General features: G+C 47.2%; 17 protein-coding genes. 5 read left to right on the plus strand and 12 right to left on the minus strand.

What is annotated here, in order from left to right:
* Nucleotides 1–27 precede the first annotated feature (27 nt).
* Nucleotides 28–693 (minus strand): class I SAM-dependent methyltransferase, encoded by a 666-nt coding sequence (locus BST96_RS03240; protein ID WP_085757311.1) that lies wholly within the window; start codon nt 691–693, stop codon nt 28–30.
* Between the two features lie 126 nt (nt 694–819).
* Here BST96_RS03240 and BST96_RS03245 point away from each other — a divergent pair, with 126 nt between their 5' ends.
* The gene (locus tag BST96_RS03245; protein ID WP_085757312.1) at nt 820–1,497 is read left to right on the plus strand and encodes a pseudouridine synthase; all 678 of its coding nucleotides are present in this window, start codon (nt 820–822) and stop codon (nt 1,495–1,497) included.
* A 34-nt stretch (nt 1,498–1,531) separates the two neighbouring features.
* Here BST96_RS03245 and BST96_RS03250 read toward each other — a convergent pair whose 3' ends face one another.
* The 3 genes from BST96_RS03250 to BST96_RS03260 are packed head-to-tail and all read right to left on the minus strand — an operon-like array spanning nt 1,532 to nt 3,207.
* Entirely contained in the window at nt 1,532–2,341 is an 810-nt protein-coding gene (locus BST96_RS03250; protein WP_085757313.1) for a sulfurtransferase, read from the minus strand.
* Between the two features lie 18 nt (nt 2,342–2,359).
* Nucleotides 2,360–2,905, minus strand: a complete 546-nt coding sequence (locus BST96_RS03255; protein WP_085757314.1) for a hypothetical protein — start codon at nt 2,903–2,905, stop codon at nt 2,360–2,362.
* Between the two features lie 56 nt (nt 2,906–2,961).
* Entirely contained in the window at nt 2,962–3,207 is a 246-nt protein-coding gene (locus BST96_RS03260; protein ID WP_085757315.1) for a hypothetical protein, read from the minus strand.
* A gap of 225 nt (nt 3,208–3,432) precedes the next feature.
* Between BST96_RS03260 and BST96_RS03265 the strand changes: the two genes are divergently transcribed.
* Entirely contained in the window at nt 3,433–4,227 is a 795-nt protein-coding gene (locus BST96_RS03265; RefSeq protein WP_085757316.1) for an undecaprenyl-diphosphate phosphatase, read from the plus strand.
* A 68-nt stretch (nt 4,228–4,295) separates the two neighbouring features.
* On the opposite strand, the gene BST96_RS03270 is transcribed toward BST96_RS03265, so the two are convergent.
* The 7 genes from BST96_RS03270 to BST96_RS03300 form a co-directional block, all read right to left on the minus strand.
* The gene (locus BST96_RS03270) at nt 4,296–5,132 is read right to left on the minus strand and encodes a DUF1194 domain-containing protein (protein ID WP_085757317.1); all 837 of its coding nucleotides are present in this window, start codon (nt 5,130–5,132) and stop codon (nt 4,296–4,298) included.
* Nucleotides 5,133–5,231: 99 nt separating this feature from the next.
* Entirely contained in the window at nt 5,232–5,990 is a 759-nt protein-coding gene (locus BST96_RS03275; RefSeq protein WP_085757318.1) for a hypothetical protein, read from the minus strand.
* Between the two features lie 35 nt (nt 5,991–6,025).
* Nucleotides 6,026–6,487, minus strand: a complete 462-nt coding sequence (locus BST96_RS03280) for a hypothetical protein (protein ID WP_085757319.1) — start codon at nt 6,485–6,487, stop codon at nt 6,026–6,028.
* A 147-nt stretch (nt 6,488–6,634) separates the two neighbouring features.
* The gene (locus tag BST96_RS03285) at nt 6,635–7,996 is read right to left on the minus strand and encodes a sigma-54-dependent transcriptional regulator (protein WP_085757320.1); all 1,362 of its coding nucleotides are present in this window, start codon (nt 7,994–7,996) and stop codon (nt 6,635–6,637) included.
* A complete protein-coding gene (gene nosR, locus BST96_RS03290) occupies nt 7,974–9,362 on the minus strand; it encodes a response regulator c-di-GMP phosphodiesterase, NosR family (protein WP_085757321.1) in 1,389 nt (462 codons plus the stop codon). The genes BST96_RS03285 and nosR overlap by 23 nt, the downstream gene beginning before the upstream one ends.
* A gap of 88 nt (nt 9,363–9,450) precedes the next feature.
* The gene (locus BST96_RS03295; RefSeq protein WP_085757322.1) at nt 9,451–10,971 is read right to left on the minus strand and encodes a sensor histidine kinase; all 1,521 of its coding nucleotides are present in this window, start codon (nt 10,969–10,971) and stop codon (nt 9,451–9,453) included.
* Between the two features lie 3 nt (nt 10,972–10,974).
* Nucleotides 10,975–11,520 carry a heme NO-binding domain-containing protein gene (locus tag BST96_RS03300; RefSeq protein ID WP_085757323.1) on the minus strand — a complete coding sequence of 182 codons (546 nt, stop codon included), beginning with the start codon at nt 11,518–11,520 and terminating at the stop codon, nt 10,975–10,977.
* Nucleotides 11,521–11,756: 236 nt separating this feature from the next.
* Between BST96_RS03300 and BST96_RS03305 the strand changes: the two genes are divergently transcribed.
* Entirely contained in the window at nt 11,757–12,659 is a 903-nt protein-coding gene (locus tag BST96_RS03305; RefSeq protein ID WP_085757324.1) for an SDR family oxidoreductase, read from the plus strand.
* Between the two features lie 26 nt (nt 12,660–12,685).
* Entirely contained in the window at nt 12,686–13,732 is a 1,047-nt protein-coding gene (locus BST96_RS03310) for an NAD(P)H-dependent amine dehydrogenase family protein (protein ID WP_085757325.1), read from the plus strand.
* A gap of 7 nt (nt 13,733–13,739) precedes the next feature.
* Here the strand turns inward: BST96_RS03310 and BST96_RS03315 are convergent, their stop codons facing one another.
* Nucleotides 13,740–14,435 carry a TetR/AcrR family transcriptional regulator gene (locus tag BST96_RS03315; RefSeq protein ID WP_085757326.1) on the minus strand — a complete coding sequence of 232 codons (696 nt, stop codon included), beginning with the start codon at nt 14,433–14,435 and terminating at the stop codon, nt 13,740–13,742.
* 132 nt (nt 14,436–14,567) lie between these two features.
* On the opposite strand from BST96_RS03315, the gene BST96_RS03320 reads away from it, so the two are divergent.
* Entirely contained in the window at nt 14,568–14,972 is a 405-nt protein-coding gene (locus tag BST96_RS03320; RefSeq protein ID WP_085757327.1) for a putative quinol monooxygenase, read from the plus strand.
* The last annotated feature ends 18 nt before the right edge of the window (nt 14,973–14,990 follow it).

Below are 14,990 nucleotides of genomic sequence, written 5' to 3' on the forward strand. Positions count from 1 at the left end.
ACCTTTACACAGGGCGGTTTGTTAAGCTCAGCGTCTATGCGCATAGTAGATTCTGACATCTCTGAATTCATCAAATTCATCGAGGTCAGGAACAGTGCTTCCCTCTCGGCGCTCAATCAGGGTATAGGGGGGATAGGAGAAATGTTTAACGCGGGAATCCGCCACCAACACTTCAGGGGCGCGCTCGATAAATCGCCCCAGCCAAGGCAGGTTTTCTTTATCGTAAAGTACATCCGCCACAATAATCACATCGATATCAGCGGTAATGTCGAAGAAATCATTATAGAGCTTAAGTTCGACCTGGTTGAGTTTGGCATTGGCCGCTGTCGCCATCATGGCATCCGGGTCTATATCACACGCATAAATGGTTGCTGCGCCAGCCATAGCCGCCGCAATGGCGACCACACCGGAGCCGCTACCAAAATCCAATACGGTTTTGCCACGGACCCGTTCTGGCTGCTCCAGTAAGTACTGGGCTAATACCTGGCCACTGGCCCAGCAAAAAGCCCAGTAGGCGGGGTAATTCATCACCGCCAACATCTCATCCTGGCTCAGTGACTGCTGGGGAAAGTCCTGGTTGATTAAATAGAGTTTAATCGCCGGGGTTAACGGCAAGGGAATGGCCTCTGCTTGTGCGGATGGCAACACTTGCTGCAAACAATGGCTGAGTTCAGGGTGGTTGGGTGCTGGCATAGTCAGTCATATCGTCAATCAAATCGGGAGTATGGCCTCAGTGTAACAGATGGCTGTGTATAGCGATTAACACCAGGCCTTTGAATCTGTTAATCTTGCCTGCCGATTATTCAAGACGGTTTTAATGTGTCCGACACTGAAGTAGCCAAACCCTTTATCGTCCCTCCCTGCCTGGAGCCGGTCACGATTATCCATGCGGACAAGGACCTGCTGCTAGTCAATAAACCTTCAGGCTTATTATCGGTACCAGGTAAACACCCAGCGAATAAGGACTGTTTAATTAGCCGCCTGCAAGTGACTTACCCTGAAGCTCGTATTGTTCACCGGTTGGATATGGATACCTCTGGCATTATGGTGGTAGCGCTTAACGCCGACTGCCACCGCGCACTCAATCGGCTATTTTCTGAGCGTGAAGTCTCTAAAGCCTATGAAGCCAAAGTATTTGGTCTGCTTGCAAAGGACGCCGGTGTTATCGAGTTACCGCTTATCTGCGACTGGCCTAACCGCCCAAAACAGAAGGTGGATTTTGAACAGGGCAAAAAGGCAAGCACGCATTACGAGGTGATCAGCCGGGATAACAAAAATAACTCAACGCATATATTGCTCACCCCTATTACGGGAAGGTCTCATCAACTGCGGGTACATATGGCTGAATTGGGGCACGCTATTTTGGGCTGTGATTTTTATGCTCACCCAGAGGCATTGGCCATGGCAGAAAGGTTATTGTTACATGCGACGCGATTGGCGTTTGTACACCCCGTAAGCGGTGAGATCATTAAGGGCTACAGCCCTTGTGAGTTTTAGTCAGCGGATAACGGCTGAAGTTATAAAACTGAAATTATAAATAGGAACACCAGTCACTCCAACTGCCGGGGTAGAGTTTGGCATCTTCACGGCCGAGCTCAGCCAAGGAGAGTAAATTAACACAGGCAGTCACGCCGGAACCGCAATACACAACTAACTCATCTTTATCAACAGTACTGCCCCAGCGCTGTTGCTGATTAGCCGCATAACAACCTGTTTTATCCGTTACTTCTGACCAGGGAAAATTATCGGCACCTGCAATATGCCCGGCAACCGGATCAATGGGTTCTTGCTCACCAAGGTAGCGCTCTCGCTCTCTGGAATCTATTAATGCTGCATGGTGCTTATCCGCTATCGTTTTTACCTGATCAATATCCACCGTCATGCTGTGATCGACTTGCGGGGTAAATACACTTTTCTCTACCGCTGTTGGCGTTTCTTTAGTGACGGGCAAGCCCTGCTCACACCAGGTATTAAAACCACCATCCAGGACTTTCACCTGACTATGGCCAACATAACGCAGCAACCACCACAGTCTGGAAGCAAAGGCAAAACGGTGATTATCGTAGGCAACAACCAAAGTGTTATTGCTGATACCTATTTGCTCCAGTGTTGCAGCGAAGACTGCGACCTCGGGTAAAGGGTGACGACCACCATGCCGGGCCTTGTTACCCGACAGGTGATGATCGAGGTGTAGATAATAAGCGCCCTCAATATGGCCCTGCCGGTATAGCCTCTCACCTTCTTCTGTATCCGCCAAGGAAAAACGACAATCCACAACCACAATATTCGGCTGCTGAATACGCTCGGCCAACTCCGCCGCTGTGATTAACCAGGATGACATGGCGGTGTTTCCCTATCGTTATTCTTCAACATTAAAATCAAGCTGCCCCAATGCGCCATAGTTAATTTGGTAGAAGCCAACTTTGGCGGGCAGCATACGGCCAATAGCACCGGTAATGAATAATTGCCCCGGCTCAATCTCCCAACCATTGGCCAGCGTTTGGTTTACCAACCATAGCAGGGCTTGCCACTGGTCACCCATAGCATCGCTGCTATCACCCTCTAGCAACAGGCCACCATCTTTTTGGATTTCAATACGAAGGTCATTGAGGTCCAATGTCTCCAGCGCTACTTCAATACCGGTAATATAGCGCTTGGCGACGACGTTATTGGCAATAATATCGACGCCTTGCAGTGCATCGGGCTTATCAAAAGCCAGGTCGGGTAACTCCACCACGGGTAACACCTTGGCCACCATTAATTGTAACGCTTCGATATCCGTGACAGGTTCTTTTACCGCAACATTCAGGCGAAAACCAATCTCCGCCTCCATCATCAGATTATTATAGTCTTGGGCATTAACGACAAAGCGCCCTTCTTCCGCAGGGATTAAGCTGCCGGGCAATAATACGCCCGCGACAGCGGTGGTGACGCCAAATTTTTGCTGGGAAGACGCTGAGGTCAGGCCAGCCTTAAAGCCTGTGGGGCAATATTACCCAGGCGACTTTTAACTGCCATGGTCTGTATTTGGTAGGCCTGCTCAGTACTGAGGCTATGGTCCGCAGAGAACACCGGGGCCGGATTGACCACCGCGCCATTGCTTGAAATTTGCTCTGCCATTGCCTCCAGCGAGGGGTTCGCCCAGCTTAGTGATGGCACTAATAGCGAATAGGTGATAGCAGTGATGACCCAAAACGGCTTATTCATAAGACCTTACCCTGTAAGTGATACACCACAGTATAGACAAGTGACAACGATACAACGCGACTACCCGCAAAGATCAGCTTTAATATTCACAGAGCTGGTAGATGACAAAGAATCCAAATTCGTACTACTATTAAACGATAGTCATTGATGACCGAGATAATAACAGGCGATAGCCCAATCAGTCATTGATCAAATACCGTTAGTCTTTAGGTCAGGAGTTACCCATTGTCCCTCTTTGAAGCCATTATCCTTGGTATTGTCCAGGGCCTTACCGAATTTTTACCCGTTAGCAGCAGCGGCCACCTCGAATTAGGCAAGGCGATTTTAGGCGATACCAGTATTCCTCAAGAGAGTATGATGTTTACGGTAGTAGTACACTTTGCCACGGCTCTGGCCACCATCGTGGTGTATCGCTCTGAAGTGATGCGAATTATCGCGGGCTTATTCCAGTTTAGTAATAACGAGCAATTTCAGTTTTCAGTAAAAATTATTATCAGTATGATTCCGGCGGCAGCCGTAGGGGTTATGTTTGCTGATGAAATGGAGGCGCTGTTTGACCGACAGATATTATTAGTCGGCATGATGTTATGGATCACGGGTCTATTATTAATTGTGGCCGACCGCGCCAAGAACACCGATAAAGAAGTCTCCTTTAAACACTCGATTATTATCGGCCTATCGCAAGCCATTGCTATTTTGCCGGGTATCTCACGCTCAGGAGCCACCATTTCTACCTCAGTATTATTAGGCGTTGACCGTACTAAAGCGGCTAGCTTTTCGTTTCTAATGGTGGTGCCGTTAATTCTGGGGAAAATTGCTAAAGATCTATTAGATGGCGGCGTCAGTATTAGTGATGACCAAATCAGTGTATTGGGCGCTGGTTTTATTGCCGCCTTTGTCACCGGTTTATTTGCCTGCCAGTGGATGATTAAACTGGTGCGCAATGCCCAGCTTAAATATTTTTCCTACTACTGTTTTTTGGTGGGCACGCTGGCTATTGCCTATCAATTACTGCAATAAAAAAAGACCCATCTTCTAACTGCTAAGATGGGTCACCCATGAAACATGAGACCTGGGATAATGAACAACTAGCTCTCGCTTTTATGCGTATTACGGCGTCTGCCAACCAGTGCCAAACCTGTCATCGCACTACCAAATAACCAGGCTGCAGCAGGCACAGGCACTGCGGCCACATCCGCTGGTGGTGCCGCTGCTGGTGTTGGCGTATTAGCACCTTCCGGGGTAGTACCGGTAATTTCACCCGCTAATTTTTTCACCAGCGAATCTTCAATATCAGCAAATTGATAAGCGGACATATAAAAAGCACCCTCACCTGCTACAATTTGGTCGCCATAGTAGTTAGCAATGGTAGCGTTACCAATCGGCAAACCATTAATCTTGTCCACACCCTGCGACAATGCATTGCTGGTGGCTGACCCCACATTTTGGCCATTATTTTTCAAGCCATCCCCCGAGATATCAATAATCTGGAAGTTACTTTCAAAGCCATTACTTGAGCCTCCGGTTTCGGTACCAAAAAGATTGGTGGCATAAGTAATCGCTGAACCTGGCGCCGTCATATTATAAAAGCTTCGAGAGGTATTATTGATAGCAGAAGCAAAATTACTGGCTTCCTGCGCATTGCTAATCATTGACCAGTTGACCAATTGCGCCTGCTGGTTTTTGCCTGACCACTCAACATAGGTAACGGCAATAGATCCAACGGAGGCAATAGCAGAGACGACTTCGCTTGATTGAAAGGCATTAACATAGCCGGTTTTCTGTAGGTCGTATTCAATTTGATTCACACTCCCAGAAACATCCGCCAGCAATACCAGCTCCGTGTGGACAGTGACGGCCAAGGCATTCGAGATACAGGCGTTGGAAACAAAAGCGGCGCAGGCCAAAGGTAATAATTTTTTCATGGGGTAACTCCTCGTTGTCGTGTTACCTAAAGGAGTCCAATAACCGTGCCAATAATTATTATCCTTAAATATCAATAACTTAAGAAATGAAATGCTATTTTATACTGTATCAGGCGTATCAGTCTGGCAGCCCAAAAACCGCCTGTTACACCGCTTGTTACGCAACATAATCATAAAACCCAAAGCCATGGCATAGTTAAAAGCCCCTCCTGCCAGTGGTAGCTCCCTATACTCCTTGGTGATCAGCTCATTCTGGGGACTGCCAGAGCTTCCAAATCGCCCCATAGCACCCATCGAGGCCCTGAACAGGCTAACAACTGAAGCCCCCCTATAAGCATCAAGGGGGCGCTCAAGATCGCCTGACCCATTACCCAAAAAACCCATAAGAGTAGTATCCACAGCAGGGGTAGTATGCCTACGGCCCGCAATGTTGAAGTCGAAGGTTTCATCAACCAAAAAAGAAGGGGGTGCCTCTGAAAGAAGGGAGCCTGTTTTAAGCTGCGCAGCCTTGCTGACAGGTGGTAAGAGATAGTCAACCGGTACCACGGTGTAATCACTGCCTTTGCGATTAGTTACTGTAGCGTTTTTCTTAGGCGTATAAAAATTCGTATAAGTCAGTAAAGCTACTCGACGACCTGTCGCTGATTTTTCAGGACCGTATAAATCCAGGGCCAGGGAGCTATCCAGAAACAAGGTGACAAAAAGCTGGTCTAACGAAGGAGACGTACCAGGGCTCCACTTTTTTGTCGAGATACTATCATCGTCAGCAATAACTCCTGGCGTTAATACCAGGAAAAAGCACAGTAGAGGCCTAACAAAAGCCTGTTTTATGACGGTTATTTCGCTGATTTTCCGCATGCCTGCCCCATATTCCAATAACAGTAAAAAGGGGTTTACTGACAATCTTTAGCGGTTAATCGACGGCGACGACCCATTGCCGCCAAAAACATCGAGGTGGCGGAAAACAGCCACAGACCAACACCAGGCAATGGCACCTCGGAGATTTCACGAAGGTCTTCATTGAAGTAGTAGCTGGTTACAAAACCAGACCCCATGGAGACAGCGTAAAGATGCTTAACCGGAAACCAGAGGCCGTTATGGCCAAAATATAATTCGCCATCCATTTCAAATAGCGGCGAATAATCACTTGAAATTACACAGGGGACGTTAAGGGAATCGAAGCAGTTGCCCGCCAGGGGTAAATACCACTCACCCACATTAATGGGCTCATACATCGAAGCGTTAAAATTTAAGCTTTGGTCAAGGTACTCATCGGTGGCAGCAGCAGGTACAGCATGGCTATGCAGGGATACCAGCAGCGGTAGAGCCAGTAGATATTTTAATGGGCTAAGCATGTCATTCTCCTTCACAGACACTATTGCTGTGTTAGGGAATGACTTACATTTTACGTGCCTAGTTTTTTACCTATATTTATCAATGACTTACAAAAAAATTGAATACATAGCTGTATCAGCAGCCTGTAACATCTGTGACAGTTACAGCTACTCGATATTGAAATCCTTTACCCTACGCCATAGAGTCATACGGCTGACCCCCAGCACTCTGGCTGCCGCCGACTTATTATTATTGTTTTCTAACAGCGCCTCCCGTACCGACTGCTCTGTAAGTTCAACCACTTCCGCAGTAGACACTGCGGCATGATCCGATGATTCAACGTCCTTGGTGGCGATAATATCTTCCGGTAAATCTGCCTGAGTAATCTTATCCGACTCGGACATAGCGGCCACATATTGGCAGACATTAATTAACTGGCGTACATTGCCCGGCCAGTGGTAATGGCGCAGAGTATGTTCGACACCATCTGAGCTCAGGGATTTACCGGCTGAAAACTGGTCAAGAAAATACTTAAACAACCTGAGAGCATCATCGCCGCGCTTTCTTAAGGGAGGAATGGGCAGCGGGATCACACATAAACGGTAATAAAGATCTTCCCTGAATTCACCCTCAGAAACGGCTATGGATAAGTGCTTGTTGGAAGCAGAAAGCACTAAGGCATCAAACGTTTTTTTCACGGTAGAACCTACCGGCATATATTCTTTTTCTTGCAAAACCCGCAACATCTTTGCCTGCATCGCCGGCGGCAGCGTTGTTATTTCATCGAGAAACAGGGTACCGCCGTTGGCCGCGGCTAATAGGCCTTCCTGGTTTGAGTCTGCCCCGGTAAAAGCGCCTTTAACATGACCAAACAACTGCGATTCAATGAGCTGCTCATTAAAATTGGCGCAATTAACAGCAATAAAAGGGCCTGATGCCACCGGGCTCTCATTATGCAGCGCTTGGGCAAACAGCTCTTTACCGGCACCGGTTTCACCGTATAAGTACACCGAGGCACCACTGCCTGCGGCCCGCCTAACCTTGGAAAATAATTTATTCAATGCCTCATTGGCAGACAATAAGCCATGAAAAGACTGCAAGCCCTGGGCATTGGTCTGGGCGGGTTCTTGTTGCGGTGGCGAATCATCCCCCGTTGGCTGCGACGCTACCGAGGCTACCGCAGCATTAACAATGGATTGCAGCGCCTCATCATCCCAGGGTTTGGAAATAAACTGGTGAATCCACTGTTGATTAAAGGCATGGGTAATTTCATTAAAATCACTGTAACCACTGAGAATAATTTTAGTCGCTGTCGGTTGCAGGCCTGCTAGTTGTTCAAACAGTTGAGTGCCGGTAATAACCGGCATCTTTTGATCCGAGATAATCAGGTTGTAGAGGTTGTTCTGGCAGAGCTCCAGTGCCTCTTCCGGACACTGGCACAGGGTGAGTTCATAGTGCCCACTGCGCAATAAACGGTTGAGGGCATTTAATACATTTTGGTCATCATCAACTATCAGAACTGATTTCATAAGGCTCTTTAGGGCTGTAGATATAGAGTGAAGGTGTGTCACCGATATGCTGGGTGATTTCGCCGATTCTTGTAATCATTGACGGGTTTAATTTACTGCCTTTCGCTAATAATAGCCCACCATTGGCATTATGAAAGTCACGGCTTAGCACCATGCCCGGTTGCAGTTGTGCCGCTTCCAGACGCAACTCATTGATAGCGTGGCGGTCATTTTCGACCAGGTAGATCAGGGCCGCTACTGCCTCTGCTGCATACTGCTCGCCCTCACGTTGTGCAATCCAATTCACGGCATCAGTGATGGTTAAGGGTTCCGCCGTAATGGCACCATTAATCAGGGCAAGGTAGTCATTCACCACCGCCAGGATTTTAGCGGGCAGGCTAATCTCCTCAGCTACCAGCTTATGGGGGTAGCCTTTGCCGTTTAGCTGCTCTTTATGCATCAAGATAATATCGGAAGCCGCCGCTAAAAAAGGCTGAGAGCAGAGCAAATCATTGGCGATCACCGGGTATTGCTGTAACTGTTTCTGCTGCTCTGGAGTCAGTGCCTCATAGGGAGTTTTGATCACACTATCGTCCAGCTCCAGCAGGCCGATATGGCGCAATTTGGCGGCAAAATGCAGTGCTTGCAAGTCTTCAATATCCAGCCCCAGAGACTGACCTATATCCAGCGCCAGACGACTGGCCTGGTCATCATCTTGATAAAAATCCCCTAACCGCGACTTCATCAGAGTAAGGAATAACTCTACAAAATTATGGTAGCTTTGCTTTAAAGCATCGGTACGTGCCACCAACTGCCGATGGGTTTCTGTCAGTGCCAAAACGCCTTTTTCTACCTTGGCTTCGAGTTGCTGATTAAAGGATTTTAACTGTTCATTTTGGCTGCGCACGGTCGCCTGAAGGCTTTCGTTATGCTGTTTTAGATCCAGATAACTCAGGGTTTTATCCACCAGCTTGAGTAATTTTTCGTCGTTCCAGGGTTTTTGAATATACTGACTGATACCGCCGGAGTTAATCGCATCAATCGTCGATTCGATATCAGAATAACCGGTTAATAATACCCGTTCAGTATCGGGATATTTTTCAGCAATATGCACTAATAGCTCTACCCCATTCATCCCCGGCATACGCACATCGGAAATAATCATATCGGGGCTATATTGCTCCATCATCAACAACGCTTCTTCACCAGAACTGGCCGTTACCACCTGATAGTCTGCACCGTAAAATAAACGACGCAGGGCATTAAGCACATTTTTTTCATCGTCTACCAAGAGTAATGTTTGTTGATAGGTATCGCTATCGTGCATCAGTTGTATCAATCCATAGTTCTCTGCAAGAGGTGTTACATCAGCTGTTACGGTATTCATGGCAATTGTCCTATTGTTTATTCACTCAATAGACGTTTTGCAAGGTTCGCACCAGCGGTTATGCTTTTTTTCTCAATTTTCTCGCGTCTTATAACCACTCATCATTACTGGCAACAGGCAATGAAAGGGTAAAGGTTGTGCCCTGACCAACCACACTTTTTACATCAATACTGCCAAGGTGGTTTTCAACAATGCCAAAGGAGATCGACAAGCCGAGACCGGTGCCCTCCCCCACTTCTTTGGTGGTAAAAAACGGGTCAAAGATATTTTTCAGATTTTCCTGCTCAATACCTGTGCCGGAATCTGCAATCGACAGGTCCACTCGATCATTGATCAGTTTTGTAGTGATAGTAATGGTGCCGTCTTTTTCTATGGCCTGACCAGCATTAATTAACAAATTTAGTATCACCTGAACCAACTCACCGGCATTGCCATTAATAACAGGAACATCCGCCAGGTTTTTCTCGATGGTTACAGTGTATTTTAATTCATTATGGGAAAGCTTTAACGCCTCTTCCACACAGTCATTAATTTGCAGTTCTGCCCATTTTTCATCAGAGGCTCTGGCAAACGATTTTAAACCAGAGACAATATTAATCACTCGACTAATACCCTGCTGGGTCTCTTCCAACAGCACATCGGTATCATTTAACAAATAATCAAGATCGTGTTTCTTCCAGTAATCACTGAGCCGCTGTAGCTTTTTATCGTCATCAGATGCATCAGCCAGCAATTTCTCCAGCAATAAAAAACCTTGTTTATAGGCATCCTGATACTTGGTTAAGGTATTAACATTGCTTTTTATATAGCCCATCGGGTTATTAATTTCATGGGCAATACCCGATGACAACTGGCCTACTGATGCCATCTTTTCAGACTGAACCAATTGCTTTTGAGTGAGGTTGAGTTCATTAACCATTGATTTTAGCTGTGTGTAGTTGGCCTCTAGCTGCTCTTCGTTATAGCGATGTTCCACCAGATAACCCAGCTGCTTGGCACTGGAGGAAAATAACTCCAGATAATTACCGATCTGGGTACTTTCATTATTAGCAAATAAATACACAATCGCAGCAACATGGTTATTGGCGATAATAGGGATCACCATAACCCCCTCAAGGTTAAATTTTTCCATCACTGCTCTGGCCTCCCCCTCGACCAAATCCAGGGGGTTCTCAATATATTTTTCTTGCCGTTCATAGATCACATCGACAACAACATCATTCAGAAAGTCGCCGACCAATATCTCATCAAACTGGGTGCCTAATGATTGCGTATCGGACAGACTATTATTGACATAGATAGGAGAGCGGAAATTGTCCCGACTCCGGTCATAGGGGAAGTAATCGAAAATACCAAAAGGTAAGCTGGCCATTGAGAGCATGCTATGGATAATATCTGGCAGCAGCTCACTGAGCTTGACCATTTCCTGAGAGTAACGGGATATCTGCAATAATAATGTTTTCTGTTTATATTCAGAAATCATTTTTTCATATTGCTTTTTTAACTGATCGTTAACCAGATACAACTCTCTCGAGGTATCTTCGAGCATTTTTTCAGCTATTTTCCGCGCTTTTTTTTCTCTTTCGTAGGACGCTTTATAATCAGGCATGTATTACTCGGACAAATGGATACTGAGTACACAGTTTGTATGATCGTCGTGCATACACTGTTTATGCGCTACATCCACCGGCGTATTAAAATGCAGACCCGCCTGCTTAATTAAACCAATGGCTAAAAAGCATAATTTCCTGGGGGACTGATAAGACACATCCATATGATCACCCTGGTGCTCAAGTACCCTGATCTCCGGAGTTAAAGCATCAGGGTTAAGCTTTTGCACCTCCAGATGAATCACATCATCGATCGCCGACATAAACGACCACAGGTCGCTATAGCGGCTAATCGTAGCGGGCAAGGTGCCCATCAGATTGGGTAATAAATAATGACCAAAGTGCTCAATCAAAGCCGGGGCCGGGGTGCCGGTATGGGCTGACAACTGAGTAATCAGCTGCACCATCTCTTCGTCGGGGTAGGTTTTAACCGAGGTATAAATACCCTCACTGGCCAGTGATGACTGCTCAATAAGCAGCTCCCATACCTCCAAGCCAAATTCGTCTTCGACCATATCCTGAAACAATGTATACACTATACCTTTCACAAGCACTCCTTCTTACGATAAGACTTAGTATGGCACATGAAGGCCAATCCGTAGGGTGGATTATAATCCACTGCTGTCTCCCAATTTTGCATAGGCTGGGAACCGGAGGATTGCAACCCACCCTACTTCTGCCAGATATGTGAATATGTCCGAATGCATTGACCACCACCAATGTTAACGTGTTAACATGACTTATATACGTTATCACACCACTTTATCTACACAGGAATAAACCAATGCCTGATGAAACCCTAAAACGCGTCTTAGTTGCCGGAGCCACCGGCTATTTAGGCAAATTTGCCGTACAAGCTTATAAGCAGGCTGGCTATCATGTGCGAGTGCTTACCCGCAGCGAAGAACGCCTACACGAAGCAGGCCCATTTACCGCCCCAGCCCTGAGCAAAGCGGATTATGACGAGGTGTTTGTTGGTGAAATTACTAAACCTGAAACGCTAACAGGCATGCTGGACGATATTGATGTAGTGTTCTCCTGTGTTGGCATCTCCAGACAGCGAGATGGCCTGACCTTTGAGCAGGTGGACTACCAGTGCAATAAAAACCTGATTGACCTCTGCGAACAGTCTACTGTTAAGCGCTTTACCTATGTCTCTATGCAGGGTGCGGAAAATATTATGCAACTGGCCATTACTCAGGCCCATGAAAAGGTGGTTGATGCTTTAAAAGCCTCCTCAATCGACTATCGTATTGTGCGCCCCTGTGGTTACTTCTCGGATATGGGTGCCATTTACGATATGGCAAAAAGCGGCCGAGCGTTTTTAGTTGGCCCAGGCAATAATAAAATGAACCCCATCCATGGCCGTGACCTGGCCAAAGCCTGTGTTGAGATTACCGAGGGCGACGAACTGCAAGCCGAAGTGGGCGGCCCAGATATTATGACTCAGCGTGAAGCGGTAGAAATGTGCTTTGAGGTGGTGGGCAAACCGGCAAAAATTCACGCCATCCCTATGTGGCTTGCCTGGGGCGTGGTTAAATTTATCCGGCTATTATCAAACCAGTTTGGCGATCTGGCAGAATTTATTGTCACCGCCGGTGAAATCGATGGTGTTGGCCCCAAACGTGGCACCACAAGCTTACGTAGCTATTTTGAAAACTTACATGCGGGCAAAACTGACGCATAAATATCATTGATAAAAAGAGCACCATTATGGCGTATAAAATTATTCAGTGGGCCACCGGCAATGTAGGTAGCCAGGTCATCAAAGCGATTGCACAGCGCAGCGATTTAAAGCTAAAAGGCCTGTTTGTCTATAGCGAGAGCAAGGTTGGTATGGATGCAGGCACCTTGGTAGGTATTGAAAAGCTTGGCGTTAAGGCCACCAACGATATCGATAAGATTCTCGCTATGGATGCGGACTGCGTTGTTCACACGCCCTTGCCGTCACTGGTGTTTGGTGACGACCCCGGTGCTGACCTCGATGTTATTTGCGCTCTTTTAGCCTCGGGAAAGAATGTTATTTCTACCGTAGGTTACATGTACCCGAAGGTTTACGGTAAAAAATTAATGAACCGAATCCAAGCCGCCTGCCGTCGTGGCGGCAGTAGCTTTCACGGCACTGGAGCCAATCCCGGCTGGTTAGGGGATTTAATCCCGCTGACATTGTCCTCTTTATCTAACCGTATCGATCAAATTCATATTCAGGAAATTTCTCATTTCGAGCACTACGCCTCGCCGGAAATTATTTGTGACAATATGGGTTTTGGTAAAACCCCAAAAGCCTATAAAGCGCAGAATGCGCGATATTCCTCCTGGCTAAATGGCCTATTTGAAGAAAGCGTGCAAATGGTAGCGGATGGTATTGGCCTTAAACTGGATAACATCACCGCAAAATCCAAACAGATTTTAGCCCCTGAAGATTTGACGGTAGCGGCAGGCCCCATTAAAAAAGGTACCGTTGCTGGCCAGCACTGGGAATGGGCGGGTATTAGCAAGGGTAAAAAGCGCATTGTCCACGAAACGATTTGGCGGGTGCATGACAGTATTGCCGATCAATGGCCAAGGGGTGTTCACTCCATCACGATTAAAGGCCATCCCAAGCTGTATCTGGAATTTGGTGAAAACTGGAATGACGACCTTGGCAGCGCCACATCCATTCACGCGGTTAACTCCATCCCCTATGTGGTGGAAGCTAGCTGCGGCGTACAAACCTTTTTAGACTTGCCCTGGATTATGGGCCGCGGCGCGGCGCAATAACGGCTATTTATTCGCCCACCTTGCCCGGTGTGCGATTTAAACGGGGGTTATGCTGCCGGCGAGACTGCCCCTGAGTATGCTGCGCCCGCAGAGTAAACACCGTATGGGTTTCACCCCGACAAGAGGCCAGCATTAGCAGCGCAACACTATAACCAAAGGCCGCTAAAAAGCCGTCTGTTGACAGATCGCCGCCACAGAACTCCATGGCAGAAATAATACATTGTGCTGCCAGACGCTCAGCCAGTATGTCTTGATCGACCCAGTCGTGCAGATCACCGCTGGCAGCAATTTCACTTAAGCCCTGACGCAGGTAATAGGTAATGGACTCGGTAATATCCCAACCCAATCTGGCACCAAAGTCAGAGCTCATAAACAGCGCGAACAGCTGCTGGTTATACTCAGGCATATCGGCAATGGTTTTACCGCACAGATCCACAATGGCCAACACCCGCTCAGCGCCTTGCAGGCCGCTATTTTCCAATTGCTCACCTAATACCTGGGTATCAAAAAACGAGCGAATCGCCTCGACTAATAGCTGTTCTTTACTGCCAAAGCCACGGTACAGCGTAGGTACAGATACCCGACAAGCCTCGGCTAAATCCCGGATAGTCAGCTCCATAACGCCCTTTTCGACAATACACTGGCGTACGGTATCGAGGATTTTTTCACGGCGCTCTAAAGCCTGTTGTTCCACTAAATTCATCGCTTTTCCTCATCAGTCAGCTAACGGGGCAACCATAGCATATTAATAACACATTGATAATTAATTAACATGACGTTAACATGTTAACATTCAATAAATACTAGCAATCATCGCGTTTTAAGGGGTACAGATATGGCCACTCTTTGGTGTCACATTGAAATTAACGAAGGTAAAGAGCAAGACTTTGAAGCGGTCATGAAAGAGATGTACCGCAGAACCCATGCCGAAGAGCCTAACTGCGTGCGCTATGAGTACTTCCGCGCTGCCAAGCCCAACAAATATTACTGCCTGCTGAGCTTTACCGATACCGTGGCTTTTTGGGAGCATCAGGCCAGTGACTACCATGAAGGCTTTGATTTTGCCGCGATGATTAAATCCCTGGAGATGGAATGGGTAGACCCGGTAGAAGATGGCAGCCCGCTGATACCCACCGTATCCACCGACCTGCCCAAAGGTGCCAGTGACCCGGTGAAAGGGGCCTCAGAGCTCTATACCGTGGTTATTCAAAACTGGTGGTTACAGCACCGTAAAGCATAACTGGAAGAAGGTATTACC

Source organism: Oceanicoccus sagamiensis (genome assembly GCF_002117105.1).
Classification (GTDB): Bacteria; Pseudomonadota; Gammaproteobacteria; order Pseudomonadales; family Dasaniaceae; genus Oceanicoccus; species Oceanicoccus sagamiensis.